General features: G+C 72.0%; 18 protein-coding genes. 4 read left to right on the top strand and 14 right to left on the bottom strand.

The window, feature by feature from the left end:
• Nucleotides 1-290: 290 nt before the first annotated feature.
• The 4 genes from ABD817_RS33915 to ABD817_RS33900 all read right to left on the bottom strand — a co-directional run bounded on the left by ABD817_RS33915 (nucleotide 291) and on the right by ABD817_RS33900 (nucleotide 3,678).
• Nucleotides 291-986 (bottom strand): class I SAM-dependent methyltransferase, encoded by a 696-nt coding sequence (locus ABD817_RS33915; protein ID WP_344922411.1) that lies wholly within the window; start codon nucleotides 984-986, stop codon nucleotides 291-293.
• A 152-nt stretch (nucleotides 987-1,138) separates the two neighbouring features.
• Nucleotides 1,139-2,116, bottom strand: a complete 978-nt coding sequence (gene rfbB, locus ABD817_RS33910; RefSeq protein WP_344922409.1) for a dTDP-glucose 4,6-dehydratase — start codon at nucleotides 2,114-2,116, stop codon at nucleotides 1,139-1,141.
• A complete protein-coding gene (locus ABD817_RS33905; RefSeq protein ID WP_344922407.1) occupies nucleotides 2,113-3,180 on the bottom strand; it encodes a glucose-1-phosphate thymidylyltransferase in 1,068 nt (355 codons plus the stop codon). The genes rfbB and ABD817_RS33905 overlap by 4 nt, the downstream gene beginning before the upstream one ends.
• Nucleotides 3,181-3,303: 123 nt before the next feature.
• The gene (locus ABD817_RS33900) at nucleotides 3,304-3,678 is read right to left on the bottom strand and encodes a GtrA family protein (RefSeq protein ID WP_344922406.1); all 375 of its coding nucleotides are present in this window, start codon (nucleotides 3,676-3,678) and stop codon (nucleotides 3,304-3,306) included.
• A gap of 177 nt (nucleotides 3,679-3,855) precedes the next feature.
• On the opposite strand from ABD817_RS33900, the gene ABD817_RS33895 reads away from it, so the two are divergent.
• Nucleotides 3,856-4,860, top strand: coding sequence for a glycosyltransferase family 2 protein (locus tag ABD817_RS33895; protein ID WP_344922405.1), 1,005 nt, complete (start codon nucleotides 3,856-3,858; stop codon nucleotides 4,858-4,860).
• On the opposite strand, the gene ABD817_RS33890 is transcribed toward ABD817_RS33895, so the two are convergent.
• Both ABD817_RS33890 and rffA read right to left on the bottom strand, forming a co-directional pair.
• On the bottom strand, nucleotides 4,811-5,728 hold the full coding sequence (locus ABD817_RS33890) for a GNAT family N-acetyltransferase (RefSeq protein ID WP_344922404.1): 918 nt from the start codon (nucleotides 5,726-5,728) through the stop codon (nucleotides 4,811-4,813). The genes ABD817_RS33895 and ABD817_RS33890 overlap by 50 nt on opposite strands.
• Entirely contained in the window at nucleotides 5,710-6,861 is a 1,152-nt protein-coding gene (rffA, locus tag ABD817_RS33885) for a dTDP-4-amino-4,6-dideoxygalactose transaminase (protein ID WP_344922403.1), read from the bottom strand. The genes ABD817_RS33890 and rffA overlap by 19 nt, the downstream gene beginning before the upstream one ends.
• 424 nt (nucleotides 6,862-7,285) lie before the next feature.
• Between rffA and ABD817_RS33880 the strand changes: the two genes are divergently transcribed.
• Nucleotides 7,286-8,545: a nucleotide sugar dehydrogenase gene (locus tag ABD817_RS33880; protein ID WP_344922402.1), complete on the top strand. Its 1,260-nt coding sequence runs from the start codon at nucleotides 7,286-7,288 to the stop codon at nucleotides 8,543-8,545.
• Between the two features lie 114 nt (nucleotides 8,546-8,659).
• Here the strand turns inward: ABD817_RS33880 and ABD817_RS33875 are convergent, their stop codons facing one another.
• Nucleotides 8,660-8,986, bottom strand: coding sequence for a carboxymuconolactone decarboxylase family protein (locus ABD817_RS33875; RefSeq protein WP_344922401.1), 327 nt, complete (start codon nucleotides 8,984-8,986; stop codon nucleotides 8,660-8,662).
• A gap of 220 nt (nucleotides 8,987-9,206) precedes the next feature.
• Here ABD817_RS33875 and ABD817_RS33870 point away from each other — a divergent pair, with 220 nt between their 5' ends.
• Together ABD817_RS33870 and ABD817_RS33865 are read left to right on the top strand one after the other, a co-directional pair.
• Nucleotides 9,207-12,554 carry an AfsR/SARP family transcriptional regulator gene (locus tag ABD817_RS33870; RefSeq protein WP_344922400.1) on the top strand — a complete coding sequence of 1,116 codons (3,348 nt, stop codon included), beginning with the start codon at nucleotides 9,207-9,209 and terminating at the stop codon, nucleotides 12,552-12,554.
• 254 nt (nucleotides 12,555-12,808) lie between these two features.
• Nucleotides 12,809-14,353 carry an MFS transporter gene (locus ABD817_RS33865; RefSeq protein WP_344922398.1) on the top strand — a complete coding sequence of 515 codons (1,545 nt, stop codon included), beginning with the start codon at nucleotides 12,809-12,811 and terminating at the stop codon, nucleotides 14,351-14,353.
• 18 nt (nucleotides 14,354-14,371) lie between these two features.
• On the opposite strand, the gene ABD817_RS33860 is transcribed toward ABD817_RS33865, so the two are convergent.
• From ABD817_RS33860 to ABD817_RS33830, 7 genes are read right to left on the bottom strand one after another with little or no spacing between them, the layout of a single operon-like run.
• Nucleotides 14,372-14,788: a gas vesicle protein K gene (locus ABD817_RS33860; protein ID WP_344922397.1), complete on the bottom strand. Its 417-nt coding sequence runs from the start codon at nucleotides 14,786-14,788 to the stop codon at nucleotides 14,372-14,374.
• Nucleotides 14,785-15,060, bottom strand: coding sequence for a gas vesicle protein (locus ABD817_RS33855; RefSeq protein ID WP_344922396.1), 276 nt, complete (start codon nucleotides 15,058-15,060; stop codon nucleotides 14,785-14,787). Before ABD817_RS33855 ends, ABD817_RS33860 begins: the two co-directional genes overlap by 4 nt.
• On the bottom strand, nucleotides 15,050-15,856 hold the full coding sequence (locus ABD817_RS33850; RefSeq protein WP_344922395.1) for a GvpL/GvpF family gas vesicle protein: 807 nt from the start codon (nucleotides 15,854-15,856) through the stop codon (nucleotides 15,050-15,052). The genes ABD817_RS33855 and ABD817_RS33850 overlap by 11 nt, the downstream gene beginning before the upstream one ends.
• Nucleotides 15,849-16,280, bottom strand: a complete 432-nt coding sequence (locus tag ABD817_RS33845) for a gas vesicle protein (RefSeq protein ID WP_425583434.1) — start codon at nucleotides 16,278-16,280, stop codon at nucleotides 15,849-15,851. The genes ABD817_RS33850 and ABD817_RS33845 overlap by 8 nt, the downstream gene beginning before the upstream one ends.
• 1 nt (nucleotide 16,281) lies before the next feature.
• Nucleotides 16,282-16,725, bottom strand: a complete 444-nt coding sequence (gene gvpO / locus ABD817_RS33840; protein ID WP_344922393.1) for a gas vesicle protein GvpO — start codon at nucleotides 16,723-16,725, stop codon at nucleotides 16,282-16,284.
• Nucleotides 16,726-16,770: 45 nt separating this feature from the next.
• Nucleotides 16,771-16,992 carry a gas vesicle protein GvpG gene (locus ABD817_RS33835; protein ID WP_344922391.1) on the bottom strand — a complete coding sequence of 74 codons (222 nt, stop codon included), beginning with the start codon at nucleotides 16,990-16,992 and terminating at the stop codon, nucleotides 16,771-16,773.
• 53 nt (nucleotides 16,993-17,045) lie between these two features.
• A complete protein-coding gene (locus ABD817_RS33830) occupies nucleotides 17,046-17,924 on the bottom strand; it encodes a GvpL/GvpF family gas vesicle protein (protein ID WP_344922390.1) in 879 nt (292 codons plus the stop codon).
• Nucleotide 17,925: the final 1 nt, after the last annotated feature.

Below are 17,925 nucleotides of genomic sequence, written 5' to 3'. Positions count from 1 at the left end.
GGGGGCCCGTCCGCCTCGTCGTCTCCTGCTGTCATGAGCGGACCCGGCGCGGGGGATCGGCGGGATGGGGTTGCTGTCATGCGCCCGAGCCTGGTGAAACGAACGACGCGGGCGGCACCCGGCGCTCGCGCCCGTCGATGTCTTTTCCCGTCCTTGGCCGTGTTTTCACGACCGGCGGGGACCGGCCCGTCCGGGTTTCGCTCCCCGGGATCCGGGCGCCGTCACGGGCCGGTGGCGGGACGCCCGCGTGTCGGGGTCACCCGGGAGCACCGGGAGCACCGGGAGCGGAGTCAGGGGCGGTGTGCCCGGACGACGAGGGAGACGCCCGGCAGCGACCTGACGGGCAGGTACCTCTCGGCCACGACCACGGCGGTCAGGGCCGCGTTCACCGGGCGCGACGTCTCCGTGACGTCCGAGCCGGAGATGCGCCTCCTGCGCAGGGCGACGACCGGCCGCAACAGGACGTTCCAGCTCCACAGGCGGTCGACGACCAGGCCCGCGCCGCTCAGCAGGGCGTGCAGTTCCCCTCGCGTGTACCGGCGGAAGTGACCGGACGCCACGTCGTGCGCCGACCACAGCGCCATGTCGCAGGGGACCGTGATCAGCGCCGTTCCCCCCGGCCGGAGCACGCGCACCAGCTCTTCGGCGGCCCTGTGGTCCTCCTCGATGTGTTCCAGCACGTCGAACGCGGTGACGAGGTCGAACTCCGCGTCCGGCAGGGGCAGGTCCCGCGCGTCGGCGTGGATCGCCCTCAGGCCGCGCTCCCTGGCGAGCTCCACCGCGGTCTCCGAGTAGTCCGCGACCAGGGCGTCCCAGCCGTACTCGACGAGCACGCGCGTGTTGCCGCCCCCGGCCGCGCCGACGTCGAGCGCCCTGCCGGGCGGGCCGAGCCTGCGCAGCTCGCGGGCGAGGATGGCACGCCGCTCGCGGTACCACCAGTGACGGTCCTCCACCTCGACGGTACGGAGAATCTCCGTGGCCTCCATGTGTCCTCCCAGACGTGTGTCTCGATGCCCCCGCGTGTCCCCGTGTATCCCCGTGTGTTCCCGCGCGGGCGGTTCACGGGGGAACACGCGGGAAGGGGACACGCCGATCCCGGAGCCGCCGGGCCGCGCGGGCGGTCCGGGTGTTCCCGCCGTCAGCGGGCGGCGCGTCCGCCGGGACGCCACCAGCTCTCGTGGTCGCGGTACCAGCGCACGACGCGCTCCAGCCCCTCGTCGAAGCCCACCTGGGGCTCGTACCCGATCGCCCGGATCTTGCGGCTGTCCACCGAGTAGCGCCGGTCGTGCCCCAGCCTGTCCGGCACGGTCTCCACCATGTCCCAGCCCACACCGAAGGCCGACAGCAGCCGTTCGGTGAGCTCCCGGTTGGTCAGCTCGGTCCCGCCGCCGATGTTGTAGACCTCGCCGGGCCGTCCCTTCTCCAGCACGAGCTGGATGCCCCCGCAGTGGTCGTCGACGTGCAGCCACTCGCGGACGTGTTCGCCGTCCCCGTACAGGGGGACGCGGCGCCCGTCGATCAGATTGGTGACGAAGAGCGGGATGATCTTCTCGGGGTGCTGGTAGGGACCGTAGTTGTTGGTGCAGCGGGTGATCCGCGTGTCGAGCCCGTAGGTCTGGTGGTAGGCGCGGCACAGCAGGTCGGCCCCCGCCTTGGACGCCGAGTAGGGCGAGTTGGGCAGCAGTGGCCGCGACTCGTCCCACGAGCCTGCGGCGATGGACCCGTACACCTCGTCCGTCGACACCTGCACGACCGTGCGCACCCCGGCTTCGAGCGCCGCCTGCAGCAGGCACTGCGTGCCGTGGACGTTGGTGACGACGAAGTCGCCGGGGCCGGTTATCGAGCGGTCGACATGCGTCTCGGCGGCGAAGTTCACCACGATGTCCTGGCCCGGCATCAGGTCGGCGAGGAGCCCGGCGTCGGTGATGTCGCCCCTGACGAAGGTGTGGCGGGGGTGGTCGGCGACCGGGCCGAGGTTCGCGGTGTTGCCCGCGTACGTGAGCTTGTCCAGCACCGTCACACGGGCGTCCTCGTATCCGGGATAGAGCCCGGACAGCATCGACCGCACGTAGTGGGAGCCGATGAATCCGGCGCCGCCGGCGACCAGGATCCTCATGCGCGCACCTGGACCCTGCTGTGGTCGCCGATCATGAGCTGATGCGTGTTGGGCAGTCCCACGGCCCTGGTCACCTCCACGTTCCGGCCGATCAGAGAGTACGTGAGTCCCGAGACGCCCCGGATGGCGGAGTCCCCGAGGACGATGCTGTACTCCACCCCGGCCTCCTCCAGCACGCACCCCTCGCCGATCGAGGTGTAGGGGCCGATGTACGAGCCGTCGATCCTGGTGCCGGCGCCGATGATGGCCGGGCCCCGGATCACCGACCTCTCGACGGTGGTCCCCGGCCCGATGTCGACGCGTCCGGTGATCTCGGAGAGCGCGTCCACCGTTCCCCGGACGTCCGGCTCGATCGCCTCCAGGACCATGCGGTTGCACTCCAGCATGTCCTGCAACCGCCCGGTGTCCCTCCAGTAGCCGGTGACGAAGTGCGAGTGCACGCGGTGACCCTTGCCGATGAGCCAGGTGATCGCGTCGGTGATCTCCAGCTCGCCGCGCGCGGAGGGCCTGATCGCCCGGACCGCCTCGTGGATGACGGGGGAGAAGGTGTAGACGCCGACGATCGCGAGATCGCTGCGCGGGTGCTCCGGCTTCTCCTCGAGCCTGAGGATCTCTCCGTCGGGCCCCAGCTCGGCGACCCCGTAGAACTGGGGTTCGGCGACCTTCGTGAGCAGGATCTGCACGTCGTGGTCGGCCTCGCGGAAGGCGTTCACCAGGTCGGCGATGCCGTCCAGCAGGAAGTTGTCGCCGAGATACATCACGAACGGCTCGTCGCCCAGGAACTCGCGGGCGATCAGCACGCAGTGGGCCAGGCCGAGCGGCGCCTCCTGCGGGATGTAGGTGACGTCGAGGCCGAATCTCGAACCGTCGCCGACGGCGGCCCGGACCTCGGGGCCCGTGTCGCCGATGACGATGCCGACGCTCGTGATCCCCGCGTCCCTGATCGCCTCCAGCCCGTAGTGGAGCACCGGTTTGTTGGCGACGGGGACGAGCTGTTTCGCGGACGTGTGGGTGAGCGGGCGCAGCCTCGTCCCCTTGCCGCCCGCCAGAACAAGTGCCTTCATCGCTCTTGGATCCCTCCACGAGGAGCGCGTGGCCACGGCGGCCGATCCTCCGTTGAAAACTATGGGGAGATCGGGCCGGTGGCCGTTCGCCGCCATCGCTTTTGCGGAGAAATGAAGGAGGCGTTACCCGGCCTGAGTGGTCGCGCGTTCCCGGAACGTCCAGGCCCGGTGTATCGCGTAGCTGACCGTCGGGCTGATGACCAGCAACAGCGCCTGGGCCGCCATGACGGGGAGGTGGAACAGCTCCACCAGCACCGGGAGCCCGGCGAGGGAGGTCGCGAGGAAGCCGAGCCCGACCACGTAGAAGCGCAGGTAGCCGGTGAGCCACGGCTGCCCGGCAGCCCGGAAGACCACCAGCCGGTACCACGGGTAGACGATCACCACGGTCGTCAGATGGGCCGCCATGGCGAGGAAAAGATACGGGACCGCATCCTTGGCGACGAGCAATCCCAGGCCCAGGAGAGAGCAATAGAGCAGGGCCGTCGTGGCGCTCGTCATCAGGTATGTGATGCGCTGTCCCCCAAGTGCGGGGATAAAACCTCGCCGCCGGTCATATGCATGCTTTCCGTGATTAGTCCGATTTTTCAGTTGAGCCATGTCGTGGCCTTCTCGGATCGCGCTGAGCGATGATCAAAAATGGATTTTATCCTGCTGTAAGAATTAATCGGGGGATCAATGTCCGTGTCGGTGGTTATTCCGTGTTACCGCTCCGCGCGGACCCTCCCGGTGCTGGTGACCAGGGTCATGACGGTCCTTCGTGAGCTGTCCGTCCCCCACGAGGTGATCCTCGTCGTCGACGGAAGCCCGGACGACACCTGGAGGACGGCCGCCGAGCTCGCGCGGCGCGTCGACGGCGTGCGCGCGCTGCACCTGTCCCGCAACTACGGCCAGCACAACGCGCTGGTCGCCGGGATCAGGGAGGCGGAGTTCGAGGTCGTCGTCACCATGGACGACGACCTGCAACACCCGCCGGAGCAGATCCCCCTGCTGCTGGCCGCCCTCGACGGCGACCGCCTCGACCTCGTGTACGGCGTCCCGCGCCGCGAGGAGCACGGCCTGTTCCGCAATCTCGCCTCCCGGTCGGTCAAGGCCGCCATGGCGGGCGGGCTGGGAATCCGCACCGCCCGGATGATCAGCGCCTTCCGGGCCTTCCGTACCCGCCTGCGCGACGGGTTCGAGGAACTGTCGGGGCCGCACGCCTCCGTCGACGTGGCCCTGTCGTGGGCCACCACCCGGGTGGGGTCGGTCCGGGTGGACATGAGCGAGCGCGGTCACGGCCGGTCCGGCTACACGCCGGGCCTGCTGCTGCGGCACGCGGTGAACATGCTCCTCGGCTACAGCACGGCTCCGCTCCGCGCCGCCAGCTATCTCGGGTTCCTTGCCGGTGTCGTGGGCCTGCTGCTGGGCGGCGTCGTCCTGTGGCACTTCGCCAATGGCGACACCACGGTGGCGGGTTTCACCACCATCGCGTCGATGGTCACCCTCTTCTCGGCCGCCCAGCTGATGTCCGTCGGCGTGCTCGGCGAGTACGTCGGGCGCATCCACGGCAACGGCATGGGGCGGCCGACCTACGTCGTGTGCGAACGCGTCGGCTCGTCGGACGCCCTCGGCGTGCCCCGGCAGCCGGGTGCTACCGTCGCCCTCCACGCGGGAGTGGGCTCCGGATCAAATGAACGGTGAGAAAGGCGTGGACGGGCTCGAACCCGTACCTCACCCACGCCCGCTGCCCCCCGGTGTTGTGCGCCTGGGTCGAGGTGACGATCTCCCGCAGGCCCAGTGCCAGGGCGCGTCTCTCGAGCGCCGCCAGCAGGTGGGCGTACAGGCCGCGTCCCCGCACGCGGGAGTTCACACCGGCGAGCAGGATCTCCATCCGCAGGTCGTCGTCCGAGAACGTGGCCAGCCCGAGAATCCCGTCCGGGGCCGCGCCGGGATCCGGGGCCGCGTCAGGGACCGGGGTCCCGCCCGGGGTCGCGTCGGGGTCCGAGGTTTTGTCTCTGGCCGCGTCAGGGGCCGGGGTCGCGTCCGGGGGAGCGTCGGGATCGGCGTCCCCGCCCGTGCCTCGCCGTCGTATCACCAGGCACTTTCCCTCGGCGGCCGACCTCAGCGCCCACTCCCGGTATCCCGCCAGTGCCCCGGCGGCGTCGAACAGGGGATTGGCCAGGTAGTGGTTCCGGTAGGTGGCGAAGCAGTCGGAGATCGACTCCCGCACCACCGCCGGGGTGACCCGTTCCGTCACCTGAAGATCCCCCGGCGGTTCCGGCGCGCGCCCCCGTCCCGCGTACAGGCGCCAGTACGTCAGCGAATCCGCGAACACGGCGGTGCGGCCGAGGGTGGTCAGCTCGGCGAACCAGCCGACGTGCTCGGCCGGGTAGCGGAGCACGATGACGTCCGCCTCCGACCCCAGGACGGCCTCGCGAACCGAGGGAAACGAGGATCCGGACCCCGCCGGGACGGTGAGACGCTCCACCGGACGGCCGAACCTGGCCGATTCGAGCGGGGACTCCGCGATGCGCGGGACCCCGTCCCCGATCACGTCCTGCCAGGCCATCGGTTCACCTCGTGGCTCCGGACAGCGTCGATCACGCGCGTCACGCCGGTCGCGCCCAGATCGGCGAAGAGCGGCAGCCGCACCAGGCGGTCGGCGACGTCCTCGGTGACCGGGCAGCCGCCGGGGGCCGTCCGGCCGTACCGCAGCCCGGCGGGCGCGGTGTGCAGCGGCTGGTAGTGGAACGTCGCCTGCACGCCCCTGTCGCGGAGGTGGGCGATGAAGGCCTCACGGCTCGCCGGGCAGGGGAGCAGCAGGTAGTACAGGTGCGCGGGGTGCTCGCATCCGTCGGGAACCGTCGGCAGGCGGACGCCGTTCTCGGCCGCCCACCCGGCCAGGCCCTCGTGGTAGCCCCGCCAGACGGCGAGGCGCCGGGCCTGGGTCTCGTCGAACGACTCCAGCTGGGACGTCAGCTGCGAGGCGAGGACGTCCGACAGCAGGTAGCTGGAGCCGATGTCGACCCACCGGTACTTGTCCACCTGGCCGCGGAAGAAACGGCTGCGGTCGGTGCCCTTCTCCCTGATGACCTCGGCGCGCGCCACCAGGTCGGCGTCGTTGAGCAGCAGCGCGCCGCCCTCCCCGCACTGCACGTTCTTGGTCTCGTGGAAGCTCTGCGCCGCCAGGGCGCCGAACGCCCCCAGCGGACGCCCCCGGTAGGAGCCGCCCAGGCCGTGGGCGTTGTCCTCGACGAGGGGAAGGCCGTACCGGTCGCAGATCTCGCCGATCTCCTCCATCGCGCACGCGACCCCCGCGTAGTGGACGACCACCACGGCCCGCGTGCGGTCGGTGATCGCGGCCTCGATCAGCCGCTCGTCCACGTTGAGGGTGTCGGGCCTGCAGTCGACGAAGACCGGCACCGCTCCGCGCAGGGCGTAGGCGTTGGCCGTCGAGACGAAGGTGAACGACGGCATGATCACCTCGTCGCCGGGCCGGAGGTCGAGCAGGATCGCCGACATCTCCAGGGCGTGCGTGCAGGAGGTGGTCAGCAGGACCTGCCTGGCGCCGGTCATCCCCTTCAGCAGCCCGGCCGCCCGCCTGGTGAACGGCCCGTCCCCGGAGGTGGATCCCCGGCGTACGGCCTCCGCGAGGTAGTCGAGCTCGTTCGCCGAGAGGTGTGTCCGGTTGAAGGGAATCACCGCCGGAGCGTCCGCGGCGGTGCCGGGGGGAGCCGGGGGCGGGGCGGGGACGGGATCGCGGGGAAGGACGCGAGGCCGCGCGCCGCCCGCCATCAACAGGTCCTCTTTCTCGGATCAGCGTCGAGGCCGCACGTTGAATGCACGGGTGAATGGTACTGATGACCGTTACCGCTCACCCGGATCGACATGCGGGCGGACGGGTCTCTTTCTCCGGCGGTCGAGCCTTCCCGGCCCTCCTGAGCTGGGAAGACGATTTCCTCTCCGGAGATACCATGTTTTCCGCTTTTGTCGGAGATATTGCTGAAATGCCGTCGACGGGGACGGGTCGCGACACACCCGGATTGTCGCTGAATCGGCCTGGCGATAATAACTGCTCCTAAAGTCGTGTCGTATTCGCTTTTTTCCGAGGTGGCGGAGGTCTGCCATGGGAGAGAAACTGGTTGTGGTCGGCCAGGGTTATGTCGGTCTGCCGCTCGCGATGCGGGCCGTCACGGCGGGGTTCGACGTGGTGGGCATCGACGTCGACCGCCGGAGGGTCAAGCGGCTCAACGCCGCGGAGTCCTACGTCGAGGACGTCGGCGACGAGGCGCTGGCCGCCGCCCACCGCACCGGCCGCTACCTGGCCGCCACCGACTACGGCGCCGCCGAGGGGTTCGACGTCTGCGTGGTGACCGTGCCGACCCCGCTCCGCGAGGGCGTTCCCGACCTGAGCCACATCGGCGCGGCGGGGGAGTCGCTCGCCCCCCTGCTGCGGCCAGGCGCCACGGTGGTGCTGGAGTCCACCACCTATCCGGGAACCACGGAGGAATACCTGCAGCCCCTGCTGGAGGAGGGCTCCGGGCTGTGCGCGCCACGGGACTTCCACCTCGGCTACAGCCCGGAGCGGATCGACCCGGGCAACGGGCGCTGGCGCCTGGAGAACACCCCCAAGGTGGTATCCGGTGTCGACGAGGCGTCCCTGGAGCGGATCCGGGCGTTCTACTCGCGGATCGTGGACGAGGTCGTGCCGGTCTCCTCACCGAGGGTGGCCGAGCTGTGCAAGCTCCTGGAGAACACCTTCAGGCACGTCAACATCGCCCTGGTGAACGAGTTGTCGATCTTCGCGCGACAGCTCGGCATCGACGTCTGGGAGGCGATCGACGCCGCCTCCACCAAGCCGTTCGGCTACCTGCGCTTCACCCCCGGGCCCGGCGTCGGCGGGCACTGCCTGCCGATCGACCCGTCGTACCTGTCGTGGAAGGTCAAGCACAGCCTGGGGCACAACTTCCAGTTCGTGGAGCTGGCCAACGACATCAACGCCCACATGCCGGACCACGTCGTACACCGGGTCGGTCTCGCGCTGAACCGGTCGCGCAAGCCGGTCAACGGCAGCCGGGTGCTCGCGCTCGGCCTCGCGTACAAGAAGAACGCCGGAGACTGCCGCGAGTCACCCGCGATCGACGTGGTCAGGGGCCTTTGCAAGCTGGGCGCGGACGTACGGGCCGCCGACCCGCACGTGGACGGCTTCCTGCTGCCGCAGGGCATCGAGGTCGTCGAGTTCTCGGAGCGGGAGCTGGCGGCGGCGGACGTGGTGGTGGTCCTCACCGACCACGACCGCTTCGACTACGAGCTCGTCCAGAAGGTGAGCGCCCTCGTCTTCGACACCCGGAACCGCTGCCGGGGGCCCAACGTCGAGAGGCTGTGACCCCAGGACCCCAGGACCCCAGGACCCCAGGACCCCAGGACCCCAGGACCCCAGGACCCCGCGACCCCACGACCCCAAGCCCCCAGGACCTCGCGACCTCGCGACCTCACGACCTCACGACCTCATGACGCGGGCGATCAGCTCCTCGACCTGGCCGTTGAGCCTGGCGCCCCGGGGCCACCCGGCGTAGTGGGTGAGGAAGACGACGACCTCGCGGAGCTCGTCGGGGGTGAGGTCGCCGGTCCGCAGCGCCGCGTCCAGCTGGACGCCGACGTCCTCGTCCATGCCCTGGCCGACGAGCAGGCCGACCAGCAGTATGCGCCGGTCGCGGTTCGAGATCCCCTCCCTGGACCACACCTCGGCGAACAGGTGCTCCACGGTCATCCCGAAGCGGTCGCCGGGCTCGTTCTCGCCGTGGTCCCAGCCGTGGACCTGCTGCATCGAACACCTCCGTGTGGAGACCCCGGCGGCCGTTCCCGGCGGGGGTGGCCGGTGGAGTCCCCATCCCGCCCGCCCCGCCCTTCCGGCGCCAGAGAAAGATCTTTTTTCCCTCAAGTCCTTATATGTCGTACCAGAGATCATCTGGCATTACACGCGCGGACCCCGATCGGCGGTGATCGGCCGCAGACGGCGGCGGGCGGGAAGCCACGATAATCGGGACATGCGGTTCGACATCCTCGGTCCCACCCGGGTCCGGCTCGACGGCGGGCGCGCGGTCACCGTGGGCGGCCAGGGGATGCGCGCGCTGCTCGTCATGCTCCTCCTCGACGCGGGGAGGGTCGTGACCGTCGAACGGCTGATCGGCGGCCTGTACGGCGACGATCCGCCCGCGAACGCCGCCAACGCCCTGCAGTCCCAGGTCTCACGGCTGCGCAGGGCACTCGGCGCCCAGGAGGTGATCGAGTTCCACCCGGCCGGATACCGGCTGGTGGCCGGTGCCGACGCCGTCGACGCCCACCGCTTCGAAGGGCTCGCCGCAGAGGGCCGCCGGGCCCTGGCCTCCGGCGAGCACGACCGTGCCGTCGAACTACTGGGTGAGGCGCTCTCCCTGTGGCGCGGGCCCGCGCTCGCCGACGTGGGGGAGTCGCCGTTCGCCCAGGCGCCCTCGGCCAGGCTGGAACGGCTCAGGCTCGACTGCGTGGAGGACCGCGTCCAGGCGGAGCTGGAGCTGGGCCGCCACCGCGAGCTCGTCGCCGAGTTGCAGGAGCTGACCGCCGCCCACCCCTTCAGGGAGCGGCTGTACGGGCAGCTGATGCGCGCCCTGTACGGCTCGGGCAGGCAGGCCGAGGCCCTGGAGGTGTACGAGGGGGCCAGGCGGGTCCTCGGCGATGAGTTCGGCGTGGACCCGTCGGCGGAGCTGGCCGCCGTGCACCTGGCGGTGCTCAGGGCCGACCCCGCCCTCACCGGCGCTCCCGCTGTCCCCGCCGCTCCCGCCGCGCCCGTCAGGTCGGGGCTGTGGGCCCCGCTGACCAGTTTCGTCGGCAGGGAGGGGGAGATGTCGCGGCTCCGCGCGCTGCTCGGCGAGGCGAGACTGGTCACCCTGGTCGGCCCCGGCGGCGCGGGCAAGACCCGGCTCGCCGGTGAGGTCGCCGCGGGGGAGCGGGGCGACGTGTGCTTCGTGGAACTGGCCCCCGTCCTCGGCGGAGGGGAGGCGGCCCAGGCCGTTCTCGGGGCGCTGGGCGTCCGCGACGCCGGTCTGCTTCCCGGCTCCGGCCGCCCGGCGCCCACCCCCCTGGCGAGGCTGGTCGCGGTGCTGGCCGACCGTCCCGTGCTGCTCGTCCTGGACAACTGCGAGCACCTGGTCGCGGAGGTCGCCGAGCTCGCCGACCGCCTGCTCGCCGCCTGTCCGGGACTGCGCGTCCTGGTCACCAGCAGGGAGGCGCTCGGCATCACCGGGGAGGTGCTCCACCCGGTCGCGCCGCTGCCGGTGCCGAGGGCGGGCACCGGCGCGAGAGACGCCCTGGCCTACCCCGCCGTACGGCTCTTCGCCGACAGGGCGGCGGCCGTACGTCCCGGTTTCCGCGTCGAGGACGCCAACGTCGAGCGGGTGCTGGGCATCTGCCGTGCCCTGGACGGCCTGCCGCTTGCGCTGGAGCTCGCCGCGGCGCGCCTGCGCTCCCTGCCGGTGGCCGAGGTGGCCTCCCGGCTGGGCGACCGGTTCCGGCTGCTGTCGCGCGGCAGCCGCACCGCGCTGCCCCGGCACCAGACGCTGCGGGCCGTGGTCGCCTGGAGCTGGGACCTGCTCGACGACGACGAGCGGTCGCTGGCCGGGCGGCTCACCGTCTTCGTGGGTGGCGCGACGCTGGAGGCGGCCGCGCGGGTGTGCGGGCTGCGGGAGGAGGAGGCCGTCGACCTGCTGAGCTCCCTCGCGGAGAAGTCGCTCGTCGAGCGGGTGGGCGAGCGCTACCGGATGCTGGAGACCATCCGCGCGTACTGCGCGGAACGGCTGGCCGAGACCGGCGAGACCGAGGCGCGCCGCGACGCGCACGCCTCGTACTACGCGGACCTGGCGGCCACGGCGGACTCCCACCTGCGCGGCGCCGGGCAGCTGGAGTGGCTGCGGCGGCTGGACGAGGAGCACGACGACCTGCACGCCGCGCTGCGCTGGGCCGTCGACACCGGCAGGACCGCGCGGGGGCTGCGCCTGCTCGCCGGGCTCGCCATGTACTGGTGGCTGCGAGGCCGCCGCTCGGAGGGCGCGGGCCTGGCCGTCGACCTGCTGGCCGCGATCGGATCGCTCCCCGCCGAGGGGCCAGCTGAGGGACCTACTGAAGAAGCAGCCGAGGGACCTACCGAGAGGGCCGAAGGGTCGGCCGGGGGATCGGCCGAGGGGTCCGCCGAGGGACCGGCCGAGGGCGCGGTCAGGTCCGTACCGGCAGGGTGGGCGCCGGGATCCGCTTCGGCCGGGAGCGTGACGGGGGTCGTCCGGGCCGGGGGGCCGCTGGAGGGGATGGGGGAGGAGTACGCCATCTGCGTGCTCGTGGCCTCCTCCGGCGAGTCGCGGTCGCCACGGCATCTCGCCCTGCTGGAGACGATCGTCCAGGTCATCCCGCCGATCGACCGGCCGTACCGGTGGCCGTTCCTGGCCATGCTGTGGCCGATGTTCACCGGCCCGCCCACCTCCCCCTCGGGGTCGAAGCCGCCGCCGGTCCCCGCCGCCGCCGAGCCGTGGTTGCTGGGACTGTCCCACTTCGGCCACGGCTACTTCCACATGCACGGCGGCGACACCGCGCTCGCCGAGCGCTTCTTCGAGGAGGCGCTGGAGCTGTTCCGTTCCATCGGGGAGCGCTGGGGGAGCACGCTCACGCTGGCCGAGCTGGCCCGGCTCGCCGACCTGCGGCAGGACAGGGCCGCGTCGCGCGCGCTGGCCGGTGAGGCGCTCCGGCTGGCGGAGGAGCTCGGGTCGGACGAGGACATCGCCGAGCTCGTCTGCCACGAGGCCGCGATGACCGTACGCGACGGCGACCTCGCGACCGCTCACGCCGAGTACCTCCGCGCGGCCGACCACGCCCGCCGGGCGGGGACCCCCGACGTGATGGCGAAGGTCCATCGAGGTCTCGCCGAGATCGCCAGGCTCCGCGGGGATCTGGCCGAGGCGCTCACCCTCGCCCGCAGGGCGCTGGAGCTGTGCACGCAGGAGTGGTACACCAGCGAGGAGACCCGGTTGCGCATCGCCGTCGACCTGGGCCGGATCACCGCGTCGAGCGGGGACGGGGCCGGGGCGAGGGCCTGGTACCGCAGGGCACTCGAACCGGCGCTGCAGCGTTACCTGCCGGTGGTGGGTTCGGCGATCGAGAGCCTGGCGGAGGTCGCGCTGCTGGAGGGCGATGCCAGGGGCGCGGCCCGGCTGCTGGGCGCGGCCGTGGCCCTCGGCGGCACCGCGGCGACCCCCGGCGCCGAGGTCACGGCGGCCGTTCGCGCCCGGATCGGCGACGCCGCGTACGAGGAGGAGTGGCGCGCGGGGACCCGCATGTCGCGGGACGAGGTGCTCGCGACGCTCGACACGTGACCCCGCTCCGGCCGCCTCGGACTGCGCGGACAGTACGGGCGATCCGGGGCGCGCGACCTCGCCGAGGCGGGCCGGTCGGTTGGGGCGGGGGGAGGCCCGGACGGCGCGTGGCCCCGGCACGGCGGGGGCACCGTGCTTCACGGTGCCTCACGGTGGTCGTCACGGGCCGTCACAGCGGCCGTCACGGTGGTCGTCAGCGTGGCCGTCAGCGGGAGGTGCGCGGGCCGTCAGTGCCGTCGACCACGATGCCGGACATGAACGATCACTCCCCGATCACGGACCGCCGCAGGTGGGCGACCCTCGCCGTCGCCTGCCTGGCGGCGCTGCTGCTGTCCGTGGACGTCACCGTCCTGCACCTCGCCCTTCCCCAGCTGGTCGCGGACCTGCGGCCCTCCTCGACCCAGATCCTGTGGATCGGTGACGCGTACGGCTTCGCGCTCGCCGGGCTGCTGATCACGATGGGCAACGTCGGCGACCGGATCGGCCGCAGGCGGCTGCTCCTCATCGGCGCCACGGCCTTCGGCGCGGCCTCGGCGGTGACCGCGTACGCCTCCACCCCCGAACTGCTCATCGCCGCCCGCGCCCTGCTCGGCGTGGCGGGCGCCACGATCATGCCCTCCACCCTGTCGATCATTCGCAACGTCTTCACCGACCCGAAGGAGCGGACCACGGCGGTCGGCCTGTGGAGCGGGATGGGCGCGGCGGGGTTCGCCCTGGGGCCGGTCGTCGGCGGCCTGCTGCTCGACCACTTCTGGTGGGGCTCGGTCTTCCTGATCAACCTGCCGGTGATGCTGCTCATCGTGGTCGTCGGCCTCGCGGTGCTCCCGGAGTCGCGCAACCCCGCCGCGGGGCGGGTGGACCTGGTGAGCGTGCCGCTGTCCGTGGCCGGTGTGATCAGCGTGATCTACGCTGTAAAGGAGGCTGCCGCACACGGCCTCGCCAACGCGGGCGTCCTGGTAGCAGGGGTCGTCGGGATCGCCGCCCTGGCACTGTTCGCCCGGCGGCAGACCCGGCTGGCCGAGCCGCTGATCGACGTCCGCCTCTTCCGGCGCAGGGCCTTCTCCGCCTCGGTCGCCGCCAACCTCGTCGCCATCTTCGGCATGTCCGCGCTGTCGCTCGTCTTCGCCTGGTACTTCCAGCTCGTCCTGGGCTGGTCGCCGCTGCGGGCCGGTCTCGCGGGACTGCCCGGAGGCATGTCGGCGGCGGTCGGCGGGGTCCTGGCGGCGGGGCTGATCACCCGGTTGGGCCGGGCCAGGGTGGTGGCGCTCGGCCTGGCGATGGCCGCCGTGGCCTTCGCCTGCTACAGCCAGATCGCCCTCGACACCCCCTACCTCTACTTCCTCGGGCCCATGGTCGTCTGCGGGGTGGGCATCGGGCTGACGTTCGCGGTCACCAACGACACCGTGCTCGCGAGCGTGCCCAGGGAACGGGCCGGTGCCGCGGCGGCGATCTCCGAGACGTCCTTCGAGCTGGGCGGCGCGCTGGGCATCGCCGTGCTGGGCAGCGTCCTCACCGGCGTCTACCGGGGTGATCTGCGGTTGCCGTCGGGGCTGCCCGCCGAGGTGGCCGCTTCCGTTACGGAGTCGCTGCCCGCCGCCCTGAAGGCGGCCTCGGCGCTCCCCGCCCGGCTGGGGGAGGCCGTCACCGAGGCCGCGAGGCTGGCCTTCGTCACCGGGGTCGAGGTGACCTCGATCACCGCCGCGGTGATGATCGCCGTAATCGCGGTGGCCTCGCTGGTCAGCCTGCGCGGCGTCCCCGACGTGATCCCCGAGGAACTGCTCGCCGAGCCGAACCGGTGACCCGTACGGCGGTGGGCGTCAGTCGGTGGGCAGGAGGGTTCCGAGCGGCCCGAGGTCGAGGTTGAGGTCGGACGGGGAGAGCCCGAAGTGCTCGCACAGCTCGGTCATCGCCTCCTCAAGGCGCATCAGCGCCATGCCCAGCACCTCCACCTGCTCGTCCGACAGGTCCCCCTGGTCCATCCGGCGCACGCACTGGCGTTCCACCAGCTGCCGTATCAGCTCGACGAGGGTGAGCACGAGGCGGGTCAGATCCCGTTCGACGGCCTCCGGGTCGGTGTTCACCCGCCACCGGACGGCCCGCGCCGGTCCTCGCGCGTTCCCGGCCGCGCCCGGGGGCGCGGTCCGGGTGACCTTGAACCTCCTCGCGGTGGGGCGGGGCCGCTCCCGGGTGCCGCGAGGGTCCCGCGCCCGGGGGTCGCCGGGGAGGCGGTTCACGGTGGGCGCCCCTCTTCGGAGCTTCGGACGAGGGTGACCGTGCCGGGCGGGTGGGCGGACGGGAACGGGTCGGAGGCCCGCACGGAGGTGATCAGGGCGCGCAGGGAGATGCGGACGAGGTCGATGTCGGCGATGGACAGCACGAGGTCGCCGCTCACCACCACCCCGCCGGCCAGCAGCCGGTCGAGCAGGTCCACGAGTGCCACGCGCTCGGGGGGAATGCGCCCCTGGGCGGCGAGCTCGGCGCCTCGCGGGTGGTGGTCACGGGTCATCGAGCGTCTCCGCGCGGGTCGGGCCGAGGTCCATCGAGGTGAAGGAGTACGGTGCCCAGGGGCCGGTGAGCTGCATCTCGATCCCCTGGCCCCGCAGCGCGTCGACGGCCGAGACGAACTCCTCGCGGCGGTCCTCGGCGACGAGGTAGGCGCCGTTGAGCAGCATCACCTCCTCGCGGCCGGACAGCTGCGGGTCCTGCGGCCGATGGCGGTGACCGGCGACCGAGACGGACACCAGGGCCGCGTGGATGTCCTCGGCGCGCCGCGCCGCCAGGCGCCAGGCGTCCTCCCGGCAGCGCAGGCTCGCCCGGCGGCGTTTCAGGTACGCCGTTCCCGGGCTGTCGGTCTTCGCGGCGGACTCCTCGGGGGCCTCCTCGGCGGGAGCGGCGTCCGCTTCCGGCTCGGCGTACGCCTTCACACCCCACTCCTTGCATCCGGTGACGTGGGCGAGCACCTCGGCGAAGTCGTCGTGTCTGCGCCGGAGCAGGTCGCGGACCTGGTCCTCGGTGCTGTAGACCGTCACCAGCCGGACCGGTGCCGTGGGAGCCTCCTGCGCCACTGCCTCCACGACACGGTTGTGGGCGCGGGCCGTCCCCCCGACCCAGTCCAGGTCCTCCAGGGAACGCCGCAGCGGTTCCTCGCCGAACTCCTCCAGGGACACCGGGCTCACGTACGCGACCAGGCCCTCGTGTGTGATCGCGCGCACCGGTGCCCCGGCCACGCCCGCCACGCTCTCGGGGAGAGCGTGGCCCACGTCCTGGGCGATCGCGTAGAGGTACGTGCCCGCCTCAGCCATCGCGTTCCTCCCTGAACCTTCCGGCCCTTCCCGGCTCCCGGGCGTCATCGGGCGAACGGGTGCCCTCGCCCCTGCCGAGGGAACGGCGCCGGGTGCCCTCGCCCTCCTCCACGATGGCCAGCCGGTCGCGGAGGGCGCGGTTCTCCTCGATCAGGTCGCGGTCCTTGGAGGTGAGCCACGGATCGTGTTCCCACCAGTCGATCCCCAGCTCCCGCGCCGTGTCGACCGAGGCGATGAGCAGGCGCAGCTTGATGGTGAGCAGCTCGATGTCCAGCAGGTTCACGCGGATGTCGCCCACGATCACCACACCCCTGTCGAGCACCCGCTCCAGGATGTCGGCGAGGTTGGCGGACTCCCGCCCGCCGGACGGCCCCCCGCCGTAGGACCGGGGGAAGGCACCGCCGGGTCGCGTCACATCGGCCACGTCAGCCCGCCTCGCCGCTGTCCACCCGGCCGCGCCTGTAGCGCCGCACCCTGTGGTAGGACAGCAGGTCGCCGGCGGGGTCCATCTCGACCTGGTAGAGCGAGAGCATGTCGCCCGACGAGGGGATGTGACGGTCCTCGACGACCTCGACCTCGACCTGCCAGCCGTCCTCGGTCCTTCGCACCATCGTCACTCCCTCCGTGTCCTTCGAGGTCAGGTCGACGATCTGCCGCAGCCCCGCCGCTCCGGCGGTCGCCGCGGACAGGGAGGTGGAACGCCGTCCCGGCCGCCGAGGCTCCTTCGCGGGCTCCTCCTCGTCCTCGTCCAGGTCCTCATCGTCGAGGTCCTCGTAGGGCTCCTCGTCCTCGTCGAAGACCTCGTCGCCGGCGGTCCTGTAGGAATCGTCGGCGGGGCGTTCCTCACGGGTTCTGCGCCTGGCGGGCACGAGATCACTCCCCTCCTCGTCTCCGTGCCGGTCCGGCCGTACCGGCTAAGCGATCATCTCTCTGAGAATCCGCTCCGCCGCCTCGGCCTCCTCCTCCTCGGAGATCTCACCGGCGGCCCTGGCCTCCGCCAGTTCCTCCAGGCGGCGCCTGACCGCCGCGGGACCCCGGAGTTCCTGCTCGGCCTGCTCCTGGAGCAGCTCCGCGAGCCGGACCAGTCCGCGCAGCGGCGCGAGCGGCAGGCCGACGATCAGTCCCAGCGGTTCCACGATCGATCACCTTCTCCATGTCCTGCTCTATGTCCTGGGCTCATGTTCTGGCCTCATGCCCTGACGAAGTCGTACGCCGCCAGCGGGCCGAGCAGGCGCAGCTCGACACGGTCGGCCCACCGGTCCCCGAACTCGTCCACGGCCTCCTCGATCTCCGGCCACCGGTCGGTGTCCGCGAGCAGGGCCACGTGGGCGGCGTCCTGCTCGTGGGTGGGCTCGCGGACGACGATGGAGACGCAGAGCGGGTCGAAGGCGTCGACCAGCGCGGCGGTGTCGGCCTCGCGTTTGGCCGCGATCGAGGTGTTGACCAGCTCCCCGAGCCGCATTCGCGCGTCCCACGTCGCCTCCTCGGGGCGTCCGCTGATCGCGTCGCGCAATCGCGCGATCTCCGGGTTCTCGTCGAGCACCTCTCGCAGGACGGCCCGCTCGACGTAGCGTCCCTTCACGACGTACTCCGCGCGTCCCTCCAGCTCGTTCAGCGTGGTGAGGAACTCGTCGTGGTGGGGGGCGAGCAGTTCGTCGACGACCGCTCGGGCGTCCGTCACCACCGCCCCGAAACGCAGGGGGAGCACGGGCACCTCCGCGGCGGTGGCGTCCAGCAGCCGTTCGTGGGCCAGGAGGTCGTCCGGTCTGCCGAGGGGGCGGTCGGTGGAGACGTCGCTCACCAGGGCGGCGATCTCCTCGTGGCGCACCAGCTCGACGGGGTTCGGCGGGTCTCCCACCCCCCGGGTGCCCGGGGTCAGCTCGACGTCGGACGGAATGATCCCGTACACGTAGGTGCCGGTCACGCGCCCGGAGGCGCCGGGCCCTCCGGATCGGGCCGTGGCGGCCCGGTCACCGCGACCGGTGTCGTGCCGTCCGGCCGTCCTGGGGGCCTGGGTCCTGGGCCTGCCGGTCTGGACCGTCCCGCGCTTTCCAGTGGGACCGCTCATC

The sequence above is a fragment of the Streptosporangium oxazolinicum genome (genome assembly GCF_039537505.1).
Lineage (GTDB): Bacteria > Actinomycetota > Actinomycetes > Streptosporangiales > Streptosporangiaceae > Streptosporangium > Streptosporangium oxazolinicum.
The sequence above is the reverse complement of the archived record's forward strand: the minus strand, read 5'-3'. Positions and strand labels throughout refer to the sequence as shown.